Source organism: Dankookia sp. GCM10030260, from assembly GCF_042666655.1.
GTDB lineage: Bacteria > Pseudomonadota > Alphaproteobacteria > Acetobacterales > Acetobacteraceae > Paracraurococcus.
In genome coordinates, this window is the sequence record NZ_JBHTDE010000001.1 from 266,692 (window position 1) to 289,983 (window position 23,292).

The window sequence follows — 23,292 nt, forward strand, 5'->3', positions numbered from 1 at the left end:
ACCGTCTCGGCCCCGCTGCCGGCTTTACGGAGCGCCGGCGCCAGCGGATGCGGCCGGCCGGTCACAGCATGGCGATCAACTCGCCCCGGCCGCGCTCAATCGACCGATGAACAGCACCGGCCCAGTCGGCCGCCCGGTGGTGGACCCCCCCGGCGGCTCGAGGCTGATCTCGATGAGCATCCCCGGCTGCGGCCGGATCGTCTCCGGCGTCACCGTGATCCGCCCGGAGGCCGGGATCAGCCCCAGCGAGGTCGGCGCCGTCGCCCCCTCCGGCAGCGCCCACAGCTGCAGCACCCGGTCCGCATCCACCGGCTGGGGGTTGAGCGAGGCGAGCCGCAGCGTGCCGCCGCGCTCCGCCTCCACCACCCAGGCAGGCTGGTCGCGGCTGGTCAGCAGCACGGTCATCAGCGGCGGCTCCGGCGCCGGCTGCAGCAGGATGAAGGTGGCGAGGCCGGCCGCCACCGCGCTCGCCCCGATCGCCCAGCCCTGCCAGAGGCCGAAGCGCCGCCGCGGCGCGGGCTCTTCCTCGGGCTCGGCGCCCGGCAGCGCCGCCTCGATCCGCCGCCACAGGTCGGGTGGCGGCGCCTCGGGCACGGCGAGTTCGGTCAACGGCGCGAGCCGCGCCTCCCAGGCCTCGACCGCGGCGCGCAGGTCGGCCTGGCTCGGCAGGGCGGCCGCCATCTCCGCGGCCATGCGCGCATCCAGCGTGCCCAGCACGTATTCCGCGGCCAGCGCCTCGCGCTCCACGGGATCGGTCGGGATCATGCCAGGCACTCCCGCAACTGGGCCAGGCCGCGGCGGATCCAGGCCTTCACCGTGCCGAGCGGCAATTCCAGCCTTGCTGCCACCTGGGCATGCGACAGCCCATGCACGAAGGCCAGCACGATGCCACGCCGGTTCTTCTCCTCCAGCGCCGCCAGGCAGTCGCGCAGCCGCCGCCCCTCGGCGCTGGCCGCCACCGCCTCCAGCGCCTCGGGTGCGACGGGGATGTCGCCCAGCGCCGGGTCGTCGGTGGGCAATTCGCGGCCGCGCTTCCGCGCCAGGTCCAGCGCCGCATGGCGGACGATGCCGGCCAGCCAGGCCGAGGCCTCGCCGCGCGAGGCGTCGAACTGGCCGGCCCGCTCGCTGACCCGCAGGAAGGCGTCCTGCAGGGCATCGGCGGCGGCGTCGCGGTCGCGCAGGATGGCGTTGGCGACGCCGAACAGCCGCACCGATTGCCGGTCGTAGACCGCGCGCAGCGCGCCGCGGTCGCCGCCGGCGACCGCGACCAGCAGCGTGGCCAAGGTGGGTTCGGCCCGCACCGCCTAATTGGTCCCGAAGAAGCGGAACAGCCGCTGCATCATCTCGCGCCCATCGAACCCTTCGGGCTCCCGCGTCGCATCCGGCGGGGCCTCCCGGGCGAAGCGGGCCAGCGCGTCCCGGGTCCCGGCCAGGCGCAGCTCCACCGGCTCGGCCGTGCTGCTCTGGCCGGTGCCGCCGACGATGCGGACCAAAGCGCGGTCGGCGGCGAGCAATTCCTGCTCGGCCCGCGCCGCATCCTCAGGCCGCGGGGCGCAGACCACGCTGCGGCCTTCCAACCCGCAGGGCAGCTCGAACAGCTTGTTGGGGGGGAAGCGGAGCTGCGCCGTGCCGGTCAGCGCCAGCAGGCCGCGCCCGGCGCCCTCGATCGTCAGGTCGCGCGCGGTGACCGCGGGAACCAGCCGGCCCCGCCGGTCGATGACCTCCAGCGCCAGGCCCGGCGTGCCGGCGGCCGGCTTGTCCACCCAGTCGCGGTGCCGCAGCGCGCAGGCGGCGCGGTCGGTCATCCGGTCCTGGATGCAGCCGAGGCGCCAGGTGCCGATATCCTGGTCGGCCGGGGCCGGGGATTGCGCCAGGCCGGCGATGGGAAGCAGGGCGAGGACGAGGGTTGCGGTGCGGAGCATGGACCGGATGATACCGGCAGGACGGGAGGTGGCGGAATGACACTTGTGCGGTTGCCGGATGGCGGGGAAGTCCCCGCGCTCGGCCAGGGCACTTGGCACATGGGGGAACGCGGCGCCGACCGGGCGCGGGAGGCCGCGGCCCTGCGGCTCGGCCTCGACCTCGGGATGACCTTGATCGACACCGCGGAGATGTATGCCGAGGGCGGCGCCGAGGAGGTGGTGGCCGAGGCCATCGCCGGGCGGCGGGACGAGGTCTTCCTGGTCTCCAAGGTCTATCCGCACAATGCCGGGGGCCGGAAGCTGGACGCCGCGCTGGGCCGCAGCCTGAAGCGGCTGCGGGTCGAGTCGCTGGATCTCTATCTGCTGCACTGGCGTGGCTCCGTCCCGCTGGAGGATACGGTCGAGGCGATGGAACGGATGCGCACGGCCGGAAAGATCCGCCGCTGGGGCGTCTCCAACCTGGATGTGGACGACCTGGAGGAACTCGGCCCGGCGCTGGCCGACTGCGCCACCGACCAGGTGCTCTACAACCTGGGGACGCGGGGGATCGAATACGACCTGCTGTCCTTCTGCCGCAAGCGGGGCATGCCGGTGATGGCCTATTCGCCGGTTGGCCAGGGCGGCGCGCTGCTGCGCGATGCGACGCTGACGCGGGTGGCGGCGCGGCACGGGGTGACCCCGGCCCAGGTCGCGCTGGCCTGGACGCTGCGCGAGCCCGGGGTGATCAGCATCCCCAAGGCGTCCAATCCCGGGCACCTGCGGGAGAATGCCGCGGCGCGCGACCTGCGCCTCACGCCCGAGGACCTGGCCGCGCTGGATGCCGCCTTCCCGCCGCCGAAACGCAAGCGCGGGCTGGCGATGCTGTAGCCGGCATGGCCCGCGCCCTTACCATTGGCCTGCTGCTGCTCGTGCTCGGCCTGGCGGCCTACGCCGCCTGGACCGGCTGGCACGCGATCGCCGGGGCCGAGATCGGCTTCCACGGCGTCGTCGCCCTGCTGCTCGGCATCTTCTTCACGCTGGGCATCACCGGGGTGCTGGTCTGGCTGATGCGCTTCAGCCAGCGGCGCGGCTTCGACGACCAGTAGGCTCGCGCAGCACCCACAGCGCCGCCGCGCCCAGCAGGATGGCGGCCAACAGCCGGGGGCTCGGGGCCTCCCCCAGCAGCAGCGCCGCGCCCAGCGCGGTGACCGGCGGTACCAGGAAGAACAGGCCGGTCACCTGGCCCGCCGCGCCGCGGCCGAGCAGCCAGAGCAGCAGCAGCGTCGCCCCCACCGAATTCGCCAGGACCGTCCAGAGGAAGGGCGCGAGGAAGCCCGGGCTCCAGTCGATCCCGCGCGCCACGCCGGCTTCCAGCAGCGCCCAGCACAGCCCCATCACCGCGGTGCCCGCGGCCAGTTGCACCGCCGCCGCGCCCAGCCCCTGGCCGCCGCCGCCGAACCGCTTCTGCCACAGCGCCGCGCCCGCCCCGCCGGCCAGCGCGACCGCCGCCAACGCCAGGGGCGCCGCCCCGCCGGCACCGCCCGCCAGCGTCCCGCCCACCACCAGCAGCACCGCGCCGAGCCCGAGCCCCGCCGCCGCCAGCCGCTGCCGGGTGAAGGGCTCCCCCAGCAGCGGCGCCGCGCCGAGCGCCGTCGCCACCGGAATCAGCCCGACCACCAGCCCGGCGACGCCGACCGGCATCCCCAGCGCGAAGCCGGCATAGATCCCGGCGTAATGCGCGCCCTGCAGCAGCAGCCCGACCACCACGGCATGGCCCAGCGCCGCGCCACGCGGCCAGTCCGCCCGCCAGGCCAGCGCCAGCAGCGCCAGCACCAGCGCGGCCAGCGCCATGCGCAGCCCGGTGACCGCGAAGGGCGGCCCATGCCGGATCGCCATCGCCCCGCCGAGGATGCCGGAGCTCCAGAGCGGCACGAAGAGCACCGCGGCCAGCCGGCCGGTCACCCCGGCGGGTCCGGCAGCGGCTGGTTGATCAGGTTCAGGTGCAGCCGCCGCACCGCCCCGGCCACCGCCGCGTCCAGCCCCGGCCGGCCGTAGAACCGGCCGCGGACATGCAGGCAGGCGGCGATGCCGCGCAGGAAGGCCGCCGCCAGCAGCGGGTCGGGCGGCGGCGCCTGCTGCCAGAACGCGTCCGGCGCGCCCTGCCAGGCCAGCCCCGGCACCTGGTAGATCGCCCGCCCGAGCGCCAGCACCGGCCGGCCCAGCACGATCGCCTGCACCGCGAGCGTGCTGTTGATGGTGACCACCCCCTGGCAGCCGAGGATCACCGGGTCGGCCGGCAGTGCCCCGTCCAGCAGGTGCACCCGCCCGGCGACCCCGGCTTCCGCCGCCAGCCGTGCCAGCCGGGCGCCCCAGCGCTTCAGCCCGGGATCCAACGGATGCACCTTCACCAGCAGCCGCGCCCCGGCCGGCGCGCCGCGGGCGAAGCTGCCCAGCACCACGCGAAGCGCCGCGTCGTTGTCGGGGAAGTCGGAATAGGCGCGGATGGAGTAGTCGTTCTCCATCTGCATGGCGAAGAGATAGAGCGGCCCGCGCGGCGCGAGCCCCGCCAGCACCGCCGCCGCCCGGGCGGTGTCCGCCCGCCGCCGCAGCAGCCGCAGCCCGGTGCCGAGATAGGCCGGAATGGGATGGTGCAGCAGGTAGCTTTGGTAATGCGGGAAGGGCCAGGGCAGCAGCGAGGCCAGGTGGTGGGCTACGTCCCAGCGCGCCTGCAGCGAGAAATCATCGCCGTGGTACTGCGCCAGGTCGGGCTCCGGGCAGTCCCGCCCCAGGGCCAGGATGGCGGCGGGGTCGCGCGGGAAGCGGCTCTCGGCCCCCATGCCGTCGCGTTCCAGCACGATCCAGTCCGGCCGCAGGTAGCCGTAGTCGGTCACCGTCACCGCGACGCCGCGCGCCTGGGCCGCGGCAATGGCCGCCTTGTGGTAGGGCCGCTGCTCGCCCAGCAGGACCAGGTCGGTGATCCGTTCCCGCTCCAGATAGCGGGCGACGAAATCCGGCCAGTCCGCGACCCGGCCGCGATAGTCGGTCGCCCCGCTGCCGTCCCAGAACAGCCGGTCGCCGAGGCAGAGGTTGATCCGCCGCGTCGCATGGCCGAGCGCCCGCAGTCCCGCGGCCAGCTCGGCGAAGAAGGGGCTGATCGGACCCTGCAGGAAGAGGAACCGGCGCGGCGGCGCGGGCGGGAGGAGCGGCATGCGTATCGTATGGTCCGGCGCGCCTTTATGCCGGGTTGATGGCCGGTCCGGCCGGTGGCGGTCAAGCCGCGCCGAGGCTGCGCCAGGCCGCGCGCAGGTCCGCGGTGTCGACCAGCCTGCGGCCGCGGGCGGCGATGGCGCGCAGCAGCGCGGCCGGCGGGAAGGGGCAATAGGGCAGCAGGCCCGGCGCGGTCTCCCGCGCCGTGCCGGCCGCGATCGCCGCCAGCACCTCGTCCAGCAGCGGCAGGCCGGCCAGGTGCAGGGCGCGGGCGGCGGCGCTGGCGGTGGTGCCGGCGGGCAACGCGACCTCCCGCTGGCCGAGGATGCCGCCGGCATCGATGCGCGGTACCAGGCGGTGCACCGTCACCCCGAAGCGCGGGGCGTCCTCGGCCAGGGCCCAGATCGTCGGCACCGGGCCGCGCTGCCGCGGCAGCAGGGAGGGATGCAGGTTGATCCCGCCGCGCGGCGCCAGGGCCAGTGTTCCGGCCGTGAAGATCTGGTCGAAATGGCAGGACAGGATCAGGTCGGGCCGTGCCGCGCGCAGCGCCGCCGCGGTCTCCTTCCCGTTCACGTCGCGCACCGCGTGCAGCGGGATGCCTCGCGCGGCGGCGAGCCGGGCCAGCCGGGTCGGCCCGGGCCGCAGCCCCGGCAGGCCATAATTGGCGAAGAGATAGGGCAGCAGCCGCGGCCCGGACCGCCGCCAGTGCCGCCAGCCCTGCCGCAGCGCCCCGCCGGCGCCGGGCCGGTAGGGGTCGGAGCGGCCGATCAGCACCACCTCCGCCGCATGCCGCCGCAGGAAGCCGGCGACGGCCTCCCCGCTCGGCGCCGCCTCCAGGGTGAACAGGGCGATGCGCAGGGCCGGGCGGGTCAGCGGGTCCTGCGTCGTGCCGGGCCGCACCGGTGGTCAGGCCACCCGGGCCGGCGCCATCCCGTCGCGCGCCGCGGCCATCGCCGCGACCGTCTGGCGGATCTCGCCCTCGGCATGCTTGGCCGAGAGGAAGAAGCGCAGCCGCGCGGCGCGCTCCGGCACCACGGGGAACAGGATCGGCTGGACATTCACCCCGGCCTCGAACAAGGCCGCCGCCATCCGCGCCGCCGCCACCGAGCTGCCGAGGATCACCGGCACGATGCCGATGCCGGCCGAGCTGCCGACATCGAACCCGGCTTCCCGCGCCAGGCCGAGGAACAGCGCCGCATTGGCCTGCAGCCGCGTCACCCGCCAGGGTTCCGCCTGCATCACCGCCAGCGATTCCAGCGCCGCGGCGGCCAGGGGCGGGGCCAGCCCGACCGAATAGACGAAGCCCGGCGCCGAATGCCGCAGCAGGTCGACCAGCGGCCGGCGGGCCGCGATGTAGCCGCCGCAGGCGGACAGCGTCTTCGACAGCGTGCCCATCCAGATATCGACCGCGCCGGCCGCGACGCCGCAATGCTCGAAGCTGCCGCGGCCGGTGGCGCCGAGCACGCCCAGCGCATGCGCCTCATCGACCATCAGCAACGCGTCGTGCCGCCGGGCCATCGCGGCGAAGGGTGCGAGTTCAGGCGCATCGCCATCCATGCTGTAATGGCCTTCCAGCACCAGCAGCGCCCGGCCGTGCCGGCGCCGGTGCGCCGCCAGTTCGCGCTCCGCCGCCTGCCAGTCGTTGTGCGGGAAGGCGATCCGCCGCGCCCCCGACAGCCGCGCCCCCTCGGCGACGCTGTTGTGGATGAGCTGGTCGTGCAGCACCAGGTCGCGCGGCCCCAGCAGGTGGCCGATGACCGTGACGTTGGTGGCATGGCCGCTGACGAAGGCGAGGCAGGCCTCGGCCTCGTAATTCGCCGCCAGCGCCGCCTCCAGCGCGCCATGCACCGGCCGCTCGCCGGAGGCGAGGCGGGAGGCCGAGGCGGAGACGCCGTGCCGGTCGATCGCCGCCTTGGCCGCCGCGGCGATGCGCGGGTCGCCGTTCAGCCCGAGGTAATTGTAGGAGGCGAAATTCACGTAGGGCTTGCCGCCGATCACCGTGCGGGCGCCGGCCACGCCCTCATGCTGGCGGAAGAAGGGGTTCTCGAAGCCGAGCGCCTGGCCCGCCTCGCGCACCATCTCGATGTCGCGCAGGCCGGGCAGGGTGGTCAGGTCGCGGCCCGGGCTCTCGGCCGGGCCGGGCGCCTCCGCCTCGCCGCGCCGGCGCGACAGGCGCTGCAGCAGCGCCGCCCGGGCGGCGACCGAAAGCCCGAAGCCCTGGGTCATGCCGCCCGCACCGCCTGTTGGACCGGGGCGGCCGGCTCATGCGCCGCGAGCAGCGCCGCGACCACGGCGTCCTCCGGCACCGGGGCGCTGTGCAGCGACTCGGCCAGGCGCCGGGCCAGGCTGTCCACGGTCAGCGTATCGGTCACCGCCGAGAGCGGCACCGTCATGCCCAGCCGCTGTTCCAGCCCGAGCCGCAACTCCATCCCGCCCAGGCTGTCGAGGCCGAGCCCGGCGAGCGGCGCCTCCAGCGGCACCGCGGCCGGCGGCAGCCGCAGGATGCGGCCGAGCTCGGCCGCGAGCGCCTCCCGCAGCAGGGCCAGCGCCTCGGCCTCGGAGACCTCGCGCAGCCGGGCGCGCAGCCCGGCGCCGTCGCCGGCCGGGGGGGCGGCGCTGCGGACCGCGTCGAAGCAGGGCTCGGCCAGCACCGCGAGCGCCGCCCGCGCCTCGCCCCAGGCCAGCCTGGCATGGCCCATGACCGCCGGGCCGGCCTCCAGCAGTGCCGGCAGGGCCGCCAGCGCCGCCTCGGCCGAGAGCGGCGCGGCGCCGAGCCGGCGGCGGAGGATCTCCGCCGTCCCGGCATCGCCGGCCAGCATGCCGGCATCGGCGATCGGCCCCCAGGCGGCGACCATGGCCGGCCGGCCTTCCACCCGGCGGCGCCTGGCCAATGCTTCCAGCCCGGCATTGGCGGCGACATAGGCGGTCTGGCCGGGATTGCCGACCGCGACCACCGCCGAGCCGAACAGCAGGAACAGCGCCAGGCTGTCTTCCGCGGTCAGCGCGTCCAGGTTCTCCGCCACCGCCAGCTTGGCCGCCAGGACGCGCGCGACCCGCGGCGTCTCCAGCGCGCCGGCGGCGCCATCGGCCATCACCGCGGCGGCATGCACCACGCCGCGCAGCGGCGGCAGCGCGGCCCGGATGCCGCGCAGCGCCTGGCCCAGTGCCGCGGCATCGGTCGCGTCGCAGGCGATCAGCGTCGCGGTGGCGCCGCGCGCCGCGAGGTCACGGACCGCCGCCTCGGCCCCCGGCGACGCCGCCCCGCGGCGCGAGAGCAGCGCCAGGTGCCGCACCCCCTGGTCGGCCAGCCAGCGCGCCGTGGCCAGGCCGAAGCCCTGGGTGCCGCCGACGACCAGCACCGTGCCGCGCGCCGCCTGCCGCAGGGCCGGCAGCCGCTGCGGCGTGGCGGCCGGCGGCGGCGGCCGGACCACCAGCTTGCCGATATGGCCGCTCGCCTGCAGCGTCCGGAAGGCGGTCTCGACCTCCGTCGCCGCGTATTCGGTGGCCGGCAGCGGCCGGAAGCGGCCGTCGCCCAGCCGCTCGGCGATCGAGCGCAGCAGCCGGGCAGCGACCGCCGGCCGGGCCCGCGGCAACTCGTCCACATCCACCGCGAACCAGGTGACGTTGCGCCGCATCGGCCGCAGCGCGACGCGGCGGTTCTCGGCGAAGTCGCGCTTGCCGAGCTCGAGGAAGCGGCCGAAGGGGCGCAGCAGGGCCATGGAGCGTTCCATCGCCTCCCCGGCCAGCGAGTTCAGCACGACGTCGACGCAACCTTCGCTTGCGCCCGGCCCGCCCCACTCTGCCCGCAGCGCGTCGGCGAAGCCGGCATCGCGGCTGTCGAGCACCAGCTCGGCCCCGGCGGCGCGCAGGAAGGCGCGCTTGGCGGCGGTGCCGGCGGTGGCGGCGACCCGGGCGCCGGCGGCCAGCGCCACCTGCAGCGCGGCCAGGCCCACCGCGCCGGCACCGCCATGCACCAGCACCCGCTCGCCGGGCTCGATCCGCGCCAATTCCTCCAGCGCATGCACCGCGGTCAGGAAGGCGACCGGGACCGTCGCCGCGGCGGCGGGGTCGATCCCCGCCGGCAGCGGGGCCAGTGCCTCGGCCCGGGTCAGGGCCTGCGTCGCCAGGGCCCGCGGGGCGACGCCGAAGACGCGGTCGCCGGGGCGGAATTCGGTCCCTTCGCCGGCCGCCTCGACCACCCCGGCGCATTCCATGCCGAGGCCGGGGCCGGCAAAGCCGGGCAGCAGCGCCTCCTCGGGCAGCAGCCCCTGGGCCCACATCAGGTCGCGGAAATTCACCCCCGCCGCCTCGATCCGCAGCAGCACCTCGCCCGGGCCGGGCGCCGGCAGGGCCAAGGGCGCCCAGTGCAGGCTGCCGAGCTGGCCGGGCTGGCCGACCTGCAGCCGGGCCGGCCCGGCCGGCGGCGCGGCCGGCGGCAGGCCGGGCCGCAGCCGCGGCACCAGCCGCGCCGCGCGGGTCAGCGTCACCTCGGCCTCGGCATCGCCTTCGGCCAGCAATTCGGCCGCCAGGCGATGTGCCGCGGCTTCCGGCGCCAGGCCGGGGTCGAGGTCGATGCGGCGCGGCTTGAGGCCCGGATGCTCGTTGGCCAGCACGCGGCCGAGCGCAAAGCAGGCGGCGGCGGCGGGGTCGTGCCGGCCCGCGTCCGGCTGCTGGCCGCCCTGGGTGACCAGGCGGAAGCCGGCCGCCGCGCCGTCCGCCGCCGCGGCCAGCCGGCCGAGCGCGGTCAGCGTCGCCGCAAGGTCGGTGCCGCCGCCGGCGAGCGCCACCACCAGGCAGCCCTGCAGCGCCGCGGGCGGGGTGCGGGCCGCCTCGGCCAGGTCGTGCCGGGCGACGCTCGCCCCGCGCGCCTGCAGCACCGCGGCCAGGGTCGGCGGCAAGGGGCCCGCCGCGGCATCGGCGAAGATCGCCATGCGCCGCAGCTTCGGCGCCGCCAGCACCGCGGCGCCTTCCGACGCCCGGGCGGCCAGCAGCAGCGCCGGCCAGGGCGCGGCCGAGAGCGGTGCGGTCCGCGCCTCCGACCAGCCGGCGGCGGCGAGCGCGGCCTCCCAGGCCTCCGGCCCCGGCAGCGGCGAGGCGCCGCCGGGCGCCGCCCACCAGGCGGCATCCTGGCCGCAGCAGAAGTCCAGCAGCGGGCCGGGCAGCGGCTCGGCCAGCAGCAATGCGGCGCCGGGGGCGGCGGCCTGGCGCAGCGCCTGCGGCAGCAGCGCGCCGGCGCGCAGCCGGGCGCCGAGGCCGAGCCCGACCACCAGGTCGGCGGCCACCGGCGGCGGTTCGGTCCCCAGCGGGTCCCAGCTGGCGACGGCATAGTCGAGCGCCGCGGCCGCGGCCGGCGAGGCGGGGCCGGGCCGGCCGGGCAGGGCGGCTGCGGTGAACCGGACCTGCCGGCCGGAGGCGGCGAGCGACGCGGCCAGCCGTGCGGTCAGCGGGCCGGGGCCGGCGCCGACCTCCAGCACCCGCAGCGGCAGGAAGCGGGGCCAGGCGGCGGCGAAGGCGGCGACCGCCTCGGCCAGGACGCCGCCGAGCCGGGCCTGGCCGGCGCTGCCGGCGGGCGGCCCGGCGACCAGGCCGGGCTCGGCCGGCGCCTGCCAGTCGAGCAGCGCCTGCGGCAGCCGTTCGGCGGCGAGCGCGACCCAGGCGAGGTCGGGCGCGAGGGCGGGCTGTTCCAGCAGCACCTGGCGCCAGATCTCGACCGCCGGGGGCAGGTCCGCGGTGGGCATCGGGCGGAGGCCGGCCGGGCTCGGCGCGGCGAGGCCGCCCTTGGCCAATTCCTCCAGCAGGGCGCGGGCCTGCGGCCCGGCGCCGGGCGTGGCGGACAGCGCGGCATGCGCCGCGGCGGCGCAATAGCCTTCGAGCAGGATGGCGGCATCGCCAAGATCGAGCGATTCATCCTGCCGCCGCGCGGCATCCAGGCAGGTGGCGAGGCCGGGCCTGGTCACGCTGCCCTGGCCCGGCAGCGGGGCGGCGGGGACCAGCGCGACATGGAACGCGCCCTCGGCCGGGTCGGTCCGGCCGGGCAGGCGGATGCGCTGCAGGGTGCAGCCCTCCAGCACCGCCACGCCGCGGCCGGCGGAGTCGCGCAGCAGCAGGTCGGCGCTGGCGCTGCGTTCGCCGCGGCTGGCCAGGCGGATCTCGGCATGCGCGGCCGGGGCGGCGCCGATGCGGCAGGCCAGGCGGGCGACGCGCACCGGCACCAGGCCGGTGCCGGGTTCGGCCGGCACGTCCGCCAGCAGGCCGACCAGCCCCTGCAGCGCGCCGTCCAGCCGCACCGGATGCAGCAGGAAGCCGGCATCGCCGGGCGCTGCCTCGGGCCGGCGCAGCCGCACCGCGGCACGGCCGGAGGCGCCCTCGATCACCGCATGGTCGAGCGATTCGAAGGCCGGGCCGTAATGCAGGCCGGCCGATCGTGCGAGGGCGCGGATCGCCTCGCCCTCCAGCGGGGTGCCGCGCAGCGGCGCGAAGGGGGTGGCCTCCGGCAGCGCCGGCAGGGTGGCGACGGTCGCCTCCAGGTGCAGGGTCCAGGGCTCCTGCGCCAGGCGGCGGCGGGATTCCAGGGTGAATTGCCCGGCGCCGTCGAGCCTGGCGCGCAACTCCCGCGCATGGCCCTCCTCCAGCGGCAGGGCCTGGTGGATCGCCGCCTCCCGCAACTCGATCGCCGCCGCATCCGGGTGGCGGGCGAGGCCGGCGGCCAGCGCGATCTCCCACATCGCGGCGGCCGGCAGCACCGGCTCCCCGGCCAGGCGGTGGTCGGCCAGCCAGGGCTCCATCGCGGTGTCGACGTGGCGCGACCAGAGCCCCGGCTCGGCGCCGTGACGGAAGCCGAGCAGCGGGTGCTGCTCGACCGGGGTGACGATCGTGTTGGCTTCGGAGGTCTCGCTGTACCAGATGGGTTGGCGGTCGAAGGGCGTGTGCGGCAGGCCGCGGCGGCGGGCCGGGCCGGCGAAGGCAGGGCCGCCGCGCGGATCGGCGCCGGCCGTCCAGGCGCGGTCGGCGATGCCGGGGAAGGGGTCGGCGGTGGGGTCGCGGCGCGACAGGCTGGGCAGGATCGCCGCCTCCGTCCCGGCGGCGCGCAGCGTGTCGCGCAGGTAGCCCTGCAGCACGGGGGTCGGGCCGATCTCGAGGAAGAGACAGGGGCCGAGGCCGGCGGCGCACTGCACGGCGGCCTGGAATTGCACGGGTTCGCGCAGGTTGCGCCACCAATGCGCCGGGCCGCACGCCGCCGGGGCGAGCGGCGCGCCGGTGACGCTGGAGACCAGCGGCACCTGGGGCGCCTGGCCGGCGAGGCCTTCGAGGTCGGCGAGCAGCCCGTCCCGCAAACCGTCCATCGCGGCGCTGTGGAAGGCATAGTCGAGGTCGAGGGCGAGGAAGCTCCAGCGCTGCCCGGCGGCGACCGCTTCCAGCCGGGCGAGCAGCGCCGCCGGGCCCGCGACGGTCAGGCTTTCCGGCGCGTTGATCGCGGCGATCTCGACGCCGAGCCCCTCGATCGTGCCGAGCGCCGCCAGCACCGGGCGCGCGGCCTCTGCCGTCGCGCCGAGCGCGGCCATGCGGCCCTGCCCGGCGGTGGCCGCCTGGTGGCGGCTGCGGGCGACCACCAGCCGGGCGGCGGCGCCGAGGTCCAGCATGCCGGTGGCGGCGGCGGCGGCGACCTCGCCGACCGAATGGCCGAGGCAGAGCGCGGGCCGGATGCCCTGGGCGGCGAGCGCCGCGACGATGCCGTGCTGCACGGCGAAGAGCAGCGGCTGGGCGATGTCGCTGGCGGCCAGTTCGGCGGCGGTCACGCCGGCGGCGAGGCGGGCCTTGGTCGACCAGCCCAGCAGCGGGGCAAGGGCGGCATCGGCTTCGGCCACCCCGGCGGCGAAGTCGGCATTGGCGGCCAGTTGTGCCTGCGCCATGCCGGCGAAGGGCGCGCCATTGCCGCTGAAGACGAAGGCGACGCCCTGACCCGAGGAGGCCTGGGTCGCGCCGGCCGGCCCGCCGGCGAGGCCGGCGGCCAGCGTCGCGGCATCGCCGCCGCGCAGCGCCAGGCGGTGCGGCCAGGGGCCGCGATGGCTGGCCGCACCGCGCAGCAGCGCCGGCAGGGCGGGTGCCGGCGTGGCGGCGAGCGTCGCCTGCCAGCGGGCGGCCAGCGCCGCCAGGCCGGGCGCGCTGCGCGCCGAGAGCAGCAACGGCGGCAGCGGGCCGCCGGCCTCGGGCAACGGCCGCGCCGCCGGGGCGGCGCCGAGCAGGACGCTGGCATTGGTGCCGCCGAAGCCGAAGCTGTTGACCCCGGCGACGGCGCGGCGGCGCTGCGGCAGCCCTTCCAGCCTCGTGGGCACCCGCAGGCCGAGCCCGGCGAAGTCGATGGCCGGGTTGGGCGTCGCATGGTGCAGCGAGGGCGGCACCTTGCCTTCCTGCAGCACCAGCATGGCCTTGAGCAGTCCGACCATGCCGGAGGCCGGTTCGGCATGGCCGATATTGGTCTTGGCCGAGCCGATCGGCAGCGCCGCGCCGGTCCGGTGCCGGCCGATCGCCTGGCCGATCGCGGCGGCCTCGATCGGGTCCCCGGCGGCGGTGCCGGTGCCATGCGCCTCGAAGTAGCCGATGCGGTCGGCATCGATCGATGCTTCTGCCAGCACCTGTTCCAGCAGCGCCTGCTGCGCCGCCTGGCTGGGCAGCGAGAGGCCCATGGTCCGGCCGGCGGCATTGACGCCGCTGGCCAGGATGACGCCGCGGATGGCGTCGCCCGCGGCCAGCGCGTCCTCGAACGGCTTGAGCAGGACCATCCCCGCGCCCTCGGCCCGGACATAGCCGTCCGCCCGCGCGTCGAAGGCGTGGCAGCGGCCGCTGGGGGAGAGCATCCCGGCCCGGGCGAAGCCGATGAAGGGATAGGGCGACAGCAGCATGTTCACCCCGCCGACCAGCGCCGCCGGGATGCGGCCGGCGCGCAGCGCCTCGCACGCATAGTGCAGGGCGACGAGCGAGGAGGAGCAGGCGGTGTCGATGGTCTGGGCCGGGCCGCGCAGGTCGAAGACGTTGCCGATCCGGTTGGCCAGGATCGACAGCGCGCCCCCGGTCATGAAGTAGCGGTCGCCCGAGGCGATGTCGCCCAGCCGCAGGTCGTTGTAGTCGGTCAACGAGCCGCCGACGAAGACGCCGGTGGCGCTGCCGGCGAGCGCCCCCGGCGGCAGGCCGGCATCCTCCAGCGCCTCGGCCGCCACTTCCAGCAGCAGGCGCTGCTGCGGGTCCATCTCCACCGCCTCACGCGGGGAGATGCCGAAGGCGCCGGGGTCGAAGCCGCCGACGTCGCCCAGCGTGCCGGCGGCGAAGCTGTAGGACTTGCCCGGCTCGCCGCGCCGCGGATGGGCGTAGTAGGGCTGCGAGAAGCGATCCGCCGGCAGGGTGGTGACCGCATCGCGGCCTTCCGCCAGCAGTTGCCAATAGGCGTCGAGGTCGGGCGCGCCGGGAAAGCGGCAGGCGGCCCCGACGATGGCGATCGCCCGTTCCGGCCGCCGCCTGGGGCGGCGGCGTGCGGCCACCGTCATGCCGGGGTGGCGCCCGCCGGCGCCGGCTGCGCCGCGCGGGCGCCACGGGCCGGGGCGGGCAGCTTGCGGAGGCCCGGCACCGGGACCTCGATGGGGGCGCCGGTCACCTGGGTGAGCAGGGTATCCACCGCGGCGAAATGCGCCTCCCAGCCCGGGGTGTGCCAGTGGCGCAGGCGGTCGAGCTGCGCCGCGCGGGCCGGGCTGTCCGGCCTGGCGTAATCGAGGATGGCGCGCCGCCAGCCGGGGCCGTCGAGCGGGCCGAGATATTCGGGGACGTCGCCGCCCACCTCGCGCAGCGCCGGCAGGTCGCTGCACAGCACCGGCACGCCGAGCGAGAGGGCCTCGGCGACCGGCAGGCCGTAGCCTTCGGCGAAGCTGGGAAACAGCAGCGCACGGGCGCCGGCCAGCAATTCGGTGACCCGGGTGTCCGGCAGGGTGCCGAGATCGAGCACCAGGCCGCGCAGCGCCGCGCAGCGTTCCAGCAGCTCGAGGACGCTCCCGTTCTCCCAGCCGCGGCGGCCGCAGAGCAGCAGGCGGGGGCCGTCGCGGCCTTCGGTCGCCATGTCGCGCCAGAGATGCAGCAGCAATTGGTGGTTCTTGCGGGGTTCCACCGTGCCGAGGCAGAGGAAGTAGGGCTCGGTCGGCAGGGCGGCGGCGGGGCCGTGCATCGGCCGGGTGCCGAGCGGTGCGACGGTGATCGGCGGCACCCGGCCATGCGGCGCGAGGTGTTCGAGCAGCACCGCTTCGGTGGCTGCGGAATTGACGATGATGCCGTCGGCGAGGGCGGCGGTGGTGGCGATCCGCGCCGCATGGCGGCCGACCTGCGGCACCCTGGTATATTCCGGATGGGTGAGCGGGATCAGGTCGTGGATCAGCGGGACGAACCGTGCGCCGGCGCGGCGTAGCGCCTGGATCGGCCCGTGCCGGTCGAGCGAGCGGTGCGAGACCAGCAGGAAGACCGCCTGGCGGGGGCCGCGCAGGCGGCCGCGCAGGGCGGCGCGCCCGGCGCCATGGGCCAGCCCCGCCTGCAGCGACAGCGCGATCCGCTGCGCCCGGCGCAGGCCACGGCCGGCTGGCACGCCCTGGTCCCAGACCTCCTCCAACGCGTCGAGCAGGGCGGCGACGCGGTCCCGCGGCAGGGCGGCGAACCAGCCCCAGAGGCTTTGCGCGGTGAAGGTGGCCGCGCTGTCCGGACGGGCGAGCCAATGGCGGGCATAGGCCATCTCCACCCGCTCGATCCCCGAGGGGGAGGTGCGGTGGACGCAGCTGAGCAGGCGCGAAACGTCCAGGATGACGTGCACTTGGCCCCCAGGGTGTGCGCCGCTCGGCAAGGTTGCGTCGGTCCACCCGGGCGGCGTGCGGGGCGGGTTCGTTGCCCCCGGCCCGCCCTGACCTTCCGAGCGCCTCACGGGTTTATGTGCGCAGCAGCATTGTCCAAGTCAACCATAAGGCGATGGTCGGCTTGGCCGGACTGCGCGATTTGACACAATGGGGCGGGCCGCCATCCTGGCCCCGGCGATGGATGGAGCGCAGCCGCATGGGAATCTGGAAACGGGCCTGGTCGCCCGACGGCTTGGTCGAACGGCATGCGGCGACCCTGCCGGCGCTGCTCGGCATCCGGATCGCCGAGGTGGGCGAGGATTTCGCCCGGGCGACCATGCCGGTGGACGACCGCCATATCCAGCCGGCCGGCATCCTGCACGGCGGCGCCAGCGTGGTGCTGGCCGAGACCATCGGGTCGATCTGCGGCGTGATGGCGCTGGAGGAGGGCTGGACGGTGGTGGGGCTGGAGGTGAACGCCAACCATCTGGCGGCCGTGCCGAAGGGCGACGCGGTCGAGGCAATCTGCCGGCCGCTGCAACTCGGGCGCAGCGTGCAGGTCTGGCAGGTCGAGATCCGCCGCGGCGACGGACGCCTGAGCTGCGTGTCGCGCCTGACCACGGTGGTGCGCCAGCTGCGCGGCGGCTGACCGGTCACACATCGCGTATGCGTGGCTGCGCCGCGGCGCGGATCGTTGGGCCATGGGCCGTATTGGCTCCTGCTCCATGGGCGGCGCGGTGCCATCCATCCAGGGGGCGGAAGATGGCCGAGAAATCCTTACTGGCTGGTTGCTCCGGCGACGAAACGCCGTGCCGCGGGGTGTGCTGGAGCCGCCTGGGAAGGGGTTGCGCGGCGGGGGGCGACCCGTTAGACAGCGCGGGCTTCCGGGCCGGTGGCTGCCGTAGCTCAGTGGTAGAGCACTCCCTTGGTAAGGGAGAGGTCGAGAGTTCAATCCTCTCTGGCAGCACCATTCCGCCCCGGCCGGTATCCACGCAGCAGCCGCGAAAGTCCCGGATCAATCGTCCGGCGGGCTTGGCGTCCGGTCCGTGACCCCCGGCGGGTCCGGGTAGAGGTCGGACGGGACCTTGGCCTGCGGGTTGTGCGTCGTCTTGCCGTCCTGCACCATCTCGGTTGTGGTCTTGGCGGCCGGATCGGCGGAATTCATCCGTTCGCTGCTGCCCTTGGGTGGTTCGGCCATGTGCATTCTCCTCTTGCCGCAGTGCCAACGCGGGCGCCGCGCCGCGGGTGCCAGACCGCGATGACGGCGGAGCCCGTCGCCCTCCCGTCCGAGGCGGCCGCCCGGCTGCTCGGCATTGCCCGGCCGACCCTGCGTCGCCTGCTCAGGCGCGGCGAACTGCCGGCCCACGGGCCGGCCGGCGCCATGCAGGTCCCGTATGCCGCGCTCATCGCCTACCGCGACCGGCAGGCCGGGCTCCGGCGCGGCGCCCTGGCCGAGCTCGCGCAGCTGTCCGAGTCGCATGACCTCTGACCCCGCCTCGGCCGGCATCGCCGTGCTCGACGCCTGCGTGCTGTTCCGCGGCCGGCTGACCGACCTGCTGCTCCGCCTGGCCGAGGCCGGGCTGTTCGACCCGGCATGGTCGGCGGCGATCGCGGCGGAGTGGATGCGCGGCCTGCAGCGTCGGCGCGGCATCGCCCGGGAGGTGGTGGAGGCGCGGCAGCGGCTGCTGGACCGCGCTTTCCCCGGCGCCACATGCGAACCCGATGCGGCGCGGACCGAGGCGGTCCTGGCGCTCTGCCGCAGCGCGGCGCAGCGCAAGGATGCGCATGTCGTCGCCACCGCGCTGGCGGCGGAGGCACGCTGGATCGTCACCGACAACACCGCCGATTTCCCGCGCCGGCTGCTGGCGCCGCTCGGGTTGCGGGCGTTGCGGCCGGACGCCTTCTGCGCGGAGCTGCTGGCCCTCGACCCGGCGCGCGCCCTGGCCGCGGCCGCCGCGCATCGGGCCCGTCTGCCGCCCGGGGCGGACCATCCGGCGCTGCTCGCCGACCGGCGGATGTCGCTGCCGCGGACGGCCCGCTGGCTGGCCGGGCAGGGCCGCCAGCACCAGGCGGGGAATGGCATGTGAGTTGCTAGCCCCGGGAGCGCCCAGGGAGACGCCGCGATGCCAGAAACGCCACCTACCGAGCCGATGGTCGCCGGGCTCTTCCATGTCGCAGTGAAGACCAACGACCTGGCGGCGACGGTCGCCTTCTATACGGGCATCCTCGGCCTGCGAAACGGCTTCCGCCCGGATTTCGGCTTCCCCGGCGCCTGGCTCTATGTGCCGGTCGCGGGCGGGCCGGCCATCATGCACGTCTATGCCGGCGGCCCGGCGCTGGGCGCCGAGGGCCGCGCCCCGGTCGGCACCGCGGCGATCGACCACCTCTCGCTCGCCTGCCGCGGCTTCCAGGGCTACGTGGCGCGCTTCAGGGCGGCCGGGCTGGACTGGCGCGAATTCCTGGTGCCCGGCACCACGCTCTGGCAGTTGTTCGTCTACGACCCATCCGGCCTGCAATGCGAGCTGACCTTCGAGGGGACGGGCGAGAGCGGCCCGGCCCCCGACATGTCGCCCGGCCGCGCCTATGTCGCCGGCAGAAGCTTCTTCGATCCCGCCACCTACCCGACCCTGGCCTGAGGCACCGTCGATGCACCGTCGTTCCCTGCTGCTCGGCAGCGTGGCCGCGCCCTTCGTCATCGGCACGGCGCGCGCCGCCGACACGGTGAAGGTCGCCACCTTCGATGCCGCGTCCACGCTGCCCTACTTCGTCGCGGTCACGCGCGGCTTCTTCGCCGATGCCGGGATCGCGCCGCAGGGCTTCCCGCTGACCACCCATCCGCTGATCGTGCAGTCGCTGGTCACCGGCGATGCCGAGGCCTGCACCAACCTGGTCACGCTCGAAGCCGCCAACATCAACGTGCGCCGGGCCAACACGGTGCTGTTCTTCTCGGTCAACGGGCAGAATGCGCAGCACCGGATGGAGCAGTTCGTGGTGCGGCCGGGCAGCACGGCGAAGGCGCTGCCCGACCTCAAGGGCGCCCGCATCGTCTCCGCCCCCGGGCCCGGCAACATGGCCGCGGCGCGCGGCGTGCTGGGCGCGGTCGGGCTGAAGGAGGGGGCCGACTACACGCTGGTCGAGCAGCCCATGGGCATGCATGTCGGCGCCATGCAGTCCGGCCAGTTCGACGCCGCCTACACGCTGGAGCCGGTGGCCACCATCGGCGAGCGCGCCGGCACCATGCAGCGGCTGGAGGCCGGCGTCATCGCCACCCACATGCTCGGCCGCACCGAGGCCAAGGCGTTTGCGTCCGGCGCCGGCTTCTCCGGCAAATTCCTCGAAGCCCGCCCCGACGTGGCGAAGCGCTATGCCGAGGCCTGGGGCCGCGCGGTGCAGGCGATCCGCAGCGATCCCTCGACGCGGCAGGTGCTGACCAGCCATCTCAACACCCCGGCTGAGCTCGCCGCCATCATGCCGCTGCAGGCCTTCACCTTGGTGAAGGAACTGACACTGACCGACCGCGCCGACATGCAGCGCTTCGTCGACCTCGCCGTGCAGCAGGGCGTGGTGCGCGAGAGGATCGATGTCGAGCGCTTCCTGAAGGCGCTCTAGGTGGCGCTGGATGCCGCGATCGCGCCGCGCGACGCGGCGATGTCGGTGCGCGGGCTGCGCAAGGCCTTCGGCGGCCAGCCGGTCTATTCCGGCTTTGACCTCGATGTCCGGCGCGGCGACATCCTGGCGATCTTCGGCCCGAACGGCTGCGGCAAGTCCACCCTGATCAACATGGCCGCCGGGCTGCTGGCCGTGGATGGCGGCAGCATCCTGTACGACGGGCGGGAGGTGCGCGAGATCCGCATCGGCTACGTCTTCCAGAACTACCGGGAGGCGCTGTTCCCCTGGCTGCGCGCGGCCGACAACATCCGCTACCCGCTGCGCCGCATGGGCCTGCCGAAGCGGGAGATCGAAGCGCGGCTGGAACGCCTCTCGGCCGATTTCCGCGTCCGCTTCGACCTGGCGCGCTACCCCTACGAGCTTTCGGGCGGACAGCAGCAGCTGGTCTCGGTCATGCGGTCGCTGGCGGTGGAGCCGGAGGTGCTGTTCCTCGACGAGCCCTTCTCGGCGCTCGACTTCGAGACGACGCTCGACCTCAGGGCGCTGCTGCAATCCGTGCTGAAGCGGCTGGGCGTCACCACGCTGCTGGTCTCGCACGACCTGGAGGAGAGCATCGCGCTGGCCGACAGGCTGCTGATGCTGACCCGGCGGCCGACCACGGTGGCCGACGACATCGCCGTGGCGCTGCCCTGGCCGCGCGACACGGCGACCTTGTCCGACCCGGCCTTCGTCGCGCTGAAGCGCCGCTGCCTCGAGGTCTTCGAGGCGGCGGTGGCGGCATGAGGGCGCTGGTCGCCCCCGCCGCCGGCGCCGCCGGCTTCGTGCTGCTGTGGTGGCTGGCCACGGTGCTGCGGCTGGCCGACCCGGTGCTGCTGCCCTCGCCCTGGGAGACGCTGCTGGCGACCCGGGAGGGCTTCGCCCAGGGGCCGCTGCTGCACGACCTGGTCCGCACGGTGCTGCGCACGGTGCAGGCCTTCGTCATCGCCACCGCCATCGGCGTGCCGCTCGGCATCGCCCTCGGCGCGCGCGAGCGCATCTATCGCGCGGTGGAATTCGTGGTGGACTTCTTCCGCTCCACCCCGGCCTCGGCGCTGTTCCCGCTGTTCCTGATCCTGTTCGGGGTCGGGGAGGGGACCAAGATCGCGGTCGCCGCCTTCGGCGCGGCGCTGGTGATCCTGTTCAACGCCGCCTATGGCGTGATCAACGCCCGCCGCACCCGGGTGCTGGCGGCCCGCGTCATGGGCGCGGGGGAGACGCGCATCCTCTGGGACGTGCTGCTGTGGGAGGCCCTGCCGCAGATCCTGGTGGGGATGCGCGCCGGCATCTCGCTCGCGCTGGTCATCGTCGTGGTGGCGGAGATGTTCATCGGCAGCACGGATGGGCTCGGCCAGCGGGTGATCGTGGCGCAGTCGCTGTTCGAGAGCGGGCTGATGTACGGCGTCATCTTCCTCGCCGGCGCGGTCGGCTACCTGCTGAACCTGAGCTTCCTGATCCTGGAGAAGCGCTTCGTGCACTGGGCCGGGCGCTAAAGGCCGGGGATCTCGGTGTAGAGCCGGCGCAGCTTGGCCAGGTATTCCGCCGCCATCTTGCCGCGTGAATCCCCGATCGGGTCGCTGCCCGGCAGCATCGTATCCGTCGAATCCAGGCTGAATTCGCGGACGAATTCCACCCGCGCGTCGCGCAGCGCGCCGATCTCGGCCACGCCGCCGCCGCGCCGCAGCACGGCGCCGGCGACCACGCCATCCTCGATCGCCTGGGTCGCGCCCTGGCCGAGGGTCGGCACCATCGCATGCGCCGCATCGCCGAGGAACAGCACCCGCCCGTCCAGCGCGCCGCGCAGCAGCGGCGAATCCTGCAGCCTGGCCCAGTGCAGCTCGCCGATCTGCCGGCGGATGCACCCCACCATCCAGGCGACGGCGGGGCAGGCCGGGCGGTCGGCGGGCAGATAGAGCGCCGCCTGGTAGTCGGCGGTCCTCGCCGCCTCCGGCACCTCGGCCGCCGCATCCGCCAGCGGCACCCCGCCGGCGATATAGGCGGCGCCGCCCGGCAACCGGTAGGACAGCAGCCGGGCATGGCCGTTGAACCATTGGCCGTAGTCGTCATAGGGGCAGTCGGCCGCATCCGGCACCAGCAGCCGGGTCAGCGCCACGCCGTGCAGGCGCGGCACCGGCACGCCGGCGGCAAGCTGCCGCAGCCGGGAATAGCGGCCGTCGCCGGCGACCAGCAGGTCGAAGCCGCCCGGCCGGTGTAGCCCGCCCGCCGCGTCGCGCAGCACCGGCGCCAGCCGGCCGGCGGCATCCTCCTCCAGCGCCTCCAGCACCAGGCCGCGCCGGGTGACGCCGGCCACCGGCGCGCGCAGCACGCCATAGAGCTCCGACCAGCGCAGTCGGATGCCCGGTTCCGCCGCCACGTCCAGCATGTCCAGGTCGAAGAGCCGTTCGCCCCAGGCGGTGTCGATGAACCAGAGCGACCAGGGCAGCGAGGCCGCCCGCACCGCCGCATGCCGCGCCGGCAGGCCGATGCGCAGCGCCTGCATCGCATTCGGCCCGACATTCAGTCCGGTGCCGGCCTCGGCCGCCTCGCCCTCGCTCATCCGGTCGAAGGCCTGCACCGTGATGCCGGGGGCGCCGGCCAGCATCTCCGCCAGCACGCTGCCGGCGACGCCGGTGCCGATGATGCCGATCCTCATGGTGCGTCCTGCTCCGCGATGGCGGCGACCAGGCCGCCGCCGGCCGGCCCCTGGTGCTCGGCGCCGCCCGAGACGAAGACCCGGCCGTCCCCGGCGACGGCGGCGACCACCGCGCCGAGCGCCGCCCGCAGGTGCCGCTGCGCGTCGAGGTCGGTATCGCCCAGCATGGTGTGGCGCTGGCCGCGGATATGGCCGGTGACGTCGGGCTCGCCCTTGGCGAAGACCGCGCGCAGCCGGGCCGGGCCGCCGAGCGCCGCGGCCAGCCCCTGCACCGCGGCGATGTCCAGCACGTCCCGCATCGGCCGCACCGCGAGGGCGAGGCCCGGCGCCCAGCCCGGCGCCTCGCCCAGCAGGATCACCTCGTCGCAGGGCACCTCGATGCCGGCGGAAACGGCGACGCGGTCGGAGAACAGCGACAGGTCGCGCAGCAGCGCGGCCTGGCTTGCCTGCGCCTGCGGCACGTCGCCCAGCGCGCGGGCGGCGCCGAGCGCGGCGGCGGCCCGGGCGCGGGCCATGCCGGCCAGGCTGCCGGCCGGGGTCTTGACGAAGACCAGGCCTGGATCGGCGATGCCGGAGGCCGCCATGGCGGCGCGCACCGTGGCCTCGACGGCGGCGATATGCGCCTCGGTCCCCGCCGCCCCGGGCGGCAGGCGCGGGCCGAAGCCGGTGCCGAGGGCGAGGCCGCGGCCGGCCGCCGGCTCCTCGCGCACCGCGAAGAGCACGGCGTGCGGGCTGAGCACGCCTTCCGTCCCGCCGGACAGCAGGCAGGGGATTCGCGCGGCCAGGGCGGCGGGTGGCTCGCCGGTGCGCGCGGCCAGCAAATGCAGCAGGGATTGCAGGAAATAGCCGCGGGTGAAGTCGTTCAACCCGCCGTTGCCCTCGGTCTTGCCGACCACGGCGCGGATCTCGCCCGGCGCCAGGCGGCCGGAATCGAGCAGGGCGGCGATGGCGGAGACGTCGCCGGGATGGGCCATCCCGACGCGTTCGAGGAGGAGACGAGGCACGCCGGGTGGCAAGCAAGCGGCGC

The 23,292-nt window shown here is 75.6% G+C and carries 21 protein-coding genes and 1 tRNA gene; 10 read left to right on the forward strand and 12 right to left on the reverse strand.

The window, feature by feature from the left end; genetic code table 11:
- Positions 1-75: 75 nt before the first annotated feature.
- From ACFQS7_RS01325 to ACFQS7_RS01335, 3 genes are read right to left on the reverse strand one after another with little or no spacing between them, the layout of a single operon-like run.
- Entirely contained in the window at positions 76-765 is a 690-nt protein-coding gene (locus ACFQS7_RS01325; protein ID WP_380065215.1) for an anti-sigma factor domain-containing protein, read from the reverse strand.
- Complete coding sequence (locus tag ACFQS7_RS01330) at positions 762-1,301, reverse strand: sigma-70 family RNA polymerase sigma factor (RefSeq protein WP_380065216.1); 540 nt, start codon at positions 1,299-1,301, stop codon at positions 762-764. The genes ACFQS7_RS01325 and ACFQS7_RS01330 overlap by 4 nt, the downstream gene beginning before the upstream one ends.
- Positions 1,302-1,304: 3 nt before the next feature.
- Complete coding sequence (locus ACFQS7_RS01335; RefSeq protein ID WP_380065217.1) at positions 1,305-1,922, reverse strand: hypothetical protein; 618 nt, start codon at positions 1,920-1,922, stop codon at positions 1,305-1,307.
- Positions 1,923-1,958: 36 nt separating this feature from the next.
- On the opposite strand from ACFQS7_RS01335, the gene ACFQS7_RS01340 reads away from it, so the two are divergent.
- Both ACFQS7_RS01340 and ACFQS7_RS01345 read left to right on the forward strand, forming a co-directional pair.
- A complete protein-coding gene (locus ACFQS7_RS01340) occupies positions 1,959-2,789 on the forward strand; it encodes an aldo/keto reductase (protein ID WP_380065218.1) in 831 nt (276 codons plus the stop codon).
- A gap of 5 nt (positions 2,790-2,794) precedes the next feature.
- On the forward strand, positions 2,795-3,007 hold the full coding sequence (locus ACFQS7_RS01345) for a hypothetical protein (protein ID WP_380065219.1): 213 nt from the start codon (positions 2,795-2,797) through the stop codon (positions 3,005-3,007).
- Here ACFQS7_RS01345 and ACFQS7_RS01350 read toward each other — a convergent pair.
- The 6 genes from ACFQS7_RS01350 to ACFQS7_RS01375 form a co-directional block, all read right to left on the reverse strand.
- Positions 2,976-3,863 (reverse strand): EamA family transporter, encoded by an 888-nt coding sequence (locus ACFQS7_RS01350; RefSeq protein ID WP_380065220.1) that lies wholly within the window; start codon positions 3,861-3,863, stop codon positions 2,976-2,978. The genes ACFQS7_RS01345 and ACFQS7_RS01350 overlap by 32 nt on opposite strands.
- Positions 3,860-5,110: a capsule biosynthesis protein gene (locus tag ACFQS7_RS01355; protein WP_380065221.1), complete on the reverse strand. Its 1,251-nt coding sequence runs from the start codon at positions 5,108-5,110 to the stop codon at positions 3,860-3,862. Before ACFQS7_RS01355 ends, ACFQS7_RS01350 begins: the two co-directional genes overlap by 4 nt.
- A 61-nt stretch (positions 5,111-5,171) precedes the next feature.
- A complete protein-coding gene (locus ACFQS7_RS01360; protein WP_380065222.1) occupies positions 5,172-6,008 on the reverse strand; it encodes a formyltransferase family protein in 837 nt (278 codons plus the stop codon).
- A 6-nt stretch (positions 6,009-6,014) separates the two neighbouring features.
- The gene (locus tag ACFQS7_RS01365; protein WP_380065223.1) at positions 6,015-7,334 is read right to left on the reverse strand and encodes an aminotransferase class I/II-fold pyridoxal phosphate-dependent enzyme; all 1,320 of its coding nucleotides are present in this window, start codon (positions 7,332-7,334) and stop codon (positions 6,015-6,017) included.
- On the reverse strand, positions 7,331-14,647 hold the full coding sequence (locus ACFQS7_RS01370) for an SDR family NAD(P)-dependent oxidoreductase (protein ID WP_380065224.1): 7,317 nt from the start codon (positions 14,645-14,647) through the stop codon (positions 7,331-7,333). The genes ACFQS7_RS01365 and ACFQS7_RS01370 overlap by 4 nt, the downstream gene beginning before the upstream one ends.
- On the reverse strand, positions 14,644-15,948 hold the full coding sequence (locus ACFQS7_RS01375) for a glycosyltransferase family 4 protein (protein WP_380065225.1): 1,305 nt from the start codon (positions 15,946-15,948) through the stop codon (positions 14,644-14,646). Before ACFQS7_RS01375 ends, ACFQS7_RS01370 begins: the two co-directional genes overlap by 4 nt.
- 236 nt (positions 15,949-16,184) lie before the next feature.
- Here ACFQS7_RS01375 and ACFQS7_RS01380 point away from each other — a divergent pair, with 236 nt between their 5' ends.
- Together ACFQS7_RS01380 and ACFQS7_RS01385 are read left to right on the forward strand one after the other, a co-directional pair.
- A complete protein-coding gene (locus tag ACFQS7_RS01380) occupies positions 16,185-16,616 on the forward strand; it encodes a hotdog fold thioesterase (RefSeq protein WP_380065226.1) in 432 nt (143 codons plus the stop codon).
- A gap of 246 nt (positions 16,617-16,862) precedes the next feature.
- Positions 16,863-16,937, forward strand: a tRNA-Thr gene (locus tag ACFQS7_RS01385).
- Between the two features lie 45 nt (positions 16,938-16,982).
- On the opposite strand, the gene ACFQS7_RS01390 is transcribed toward ACFQS7_RS01385, so the two are convergent.
- Positions 16,983-17,165 carry a hypothetical protein gene (locus ACFQS7_RS01390; protein ID WP_380065227.1) on the reverse strand — a complete coding sequence of 61 codons (183 nt, stop codon included), beginning with the start codon at positions 17,163-17,165 and terminating at the stop codon, positions 16,983-16,985.
- A gap of 60 nt (positions 17,166-17,225) precedes the next feature.
- Here ACFQS7_RS01390 and ACFQS7_RS01395 point away from each other — a divergent pair, with 60 nt between their 5' ends.
- Genes ACFQS7_RS01395 through ACFQS7_RS01420 form a run of 6 tightly spaced genes read left to right on the forward strand, consistent with a single transcriptional unit; the run spans position 17,226 to position 21,105 of the window.
- Positions 17,226-17,456, forward strand: coding sequence for a helix-turn-helix domain-containing protein (locus ACFQS7_RS01395; RefSeq protein ID WP_380065228.1), 231 nt, complete (start codon positions 17,226-17,228; stop codon positions 17,454-17,456).
- Positions 17,446-18,054: a PIN domain-containing protein gene (locus ACFQS7_RS01400; protein ID WP_380065229.1), complete on the forward strand. Its 609-nt coding sequence runs from the start codon at positions 17,446-17,448 to the stop codon at positions 18,052-18,054. The genes ACFQS7_RS01395 and ACFQS7_RS01400 overlap by 11 nt, the downstream gene beginning before the upstream one ends.
- A gap of 36 nt (positions 18,055-18,090) precedes the next feature.
- Entirely contained in the window at positions 18,091-18,603 is a 513-nt protein-coding gene (locus tag ACFQS7_RS01405) for a VOC family protein (protein WP_380065230.1), read from the forward strand.
- A gap of 10 nt (positions 18,604-18,613) precedes the next feature.
- The gene (locus ACFQS7_RS01410; RefSeq protein WP_380065231.1) at positions 18,614-19,576 is read left to right on the forward strand and encodes an ABC transporter substrate-binding protein; all 963 of its coding nucleotides are present in this window, start codon (positions 18,614-18,616) and stop codon (positions 19,574-19,576) included.
- Entirely contained in the window at positions 19,577-20,359 is a 783-nt protein-coding gene (locus ACFQS7_RS01415; protein ID WP_380065232.1) for an ABC transporter ATP-binding protein, read from the forward strand.
- Positions 20,356-21,105, forward strand: a complete 750-nt coding sequence (locus ACFQS7_RS01420) for an ABC transporter permease (RefSeq protein ID WP_380065233.1) — start codon at positions 20,356-20,358, stop codon at positions 21,103-21,105. Before ACFQS7_RS01415 ends, ACFQS7_RS01420 begins: the two co-directional genes overlap by 4 nt.
- Here the strand turns inward: ACFQS7_RS01420 and ACFQS7_RS01425 are convergent.
- Both ACFQS7_RS01425 and ACFQS7_RS01430 read right to left on the reverse strand, forming a co-directional pair.
- Positions 21,102-22,265, reverse strand: a complete 1,164-nt coding sequence (locus ACFQS7_RS01425; RefSeq protein ID WP_380065234.1) for an FAD-dependent oxidoreductase — start codon at positions 22,263-22,265, stop codon at positions 21,102-21,104. The two genes, ACFQS7_RS01420 and ACFQS7_RS01425, sit on opposite strands and share 4 nt — an antisense overlap.
- Positions 22,262-23,269, reverse strand: coding sequence for a ring-opening amidohydrolase (locus ACFQS7_RS01430; RefSeq protein ID WP_380065235.1), 1,008 nt, complete (start codon positions 23,267-23,269; stop codon positions 22,262-22,264). Before ACFQS7_RS01430 ends, ACFQS7_RS01425 begins: the two co-directional genes overlap by 4 nt.
- Positions 23,270-23,292 lie beyond the last annotated feature (23 nt).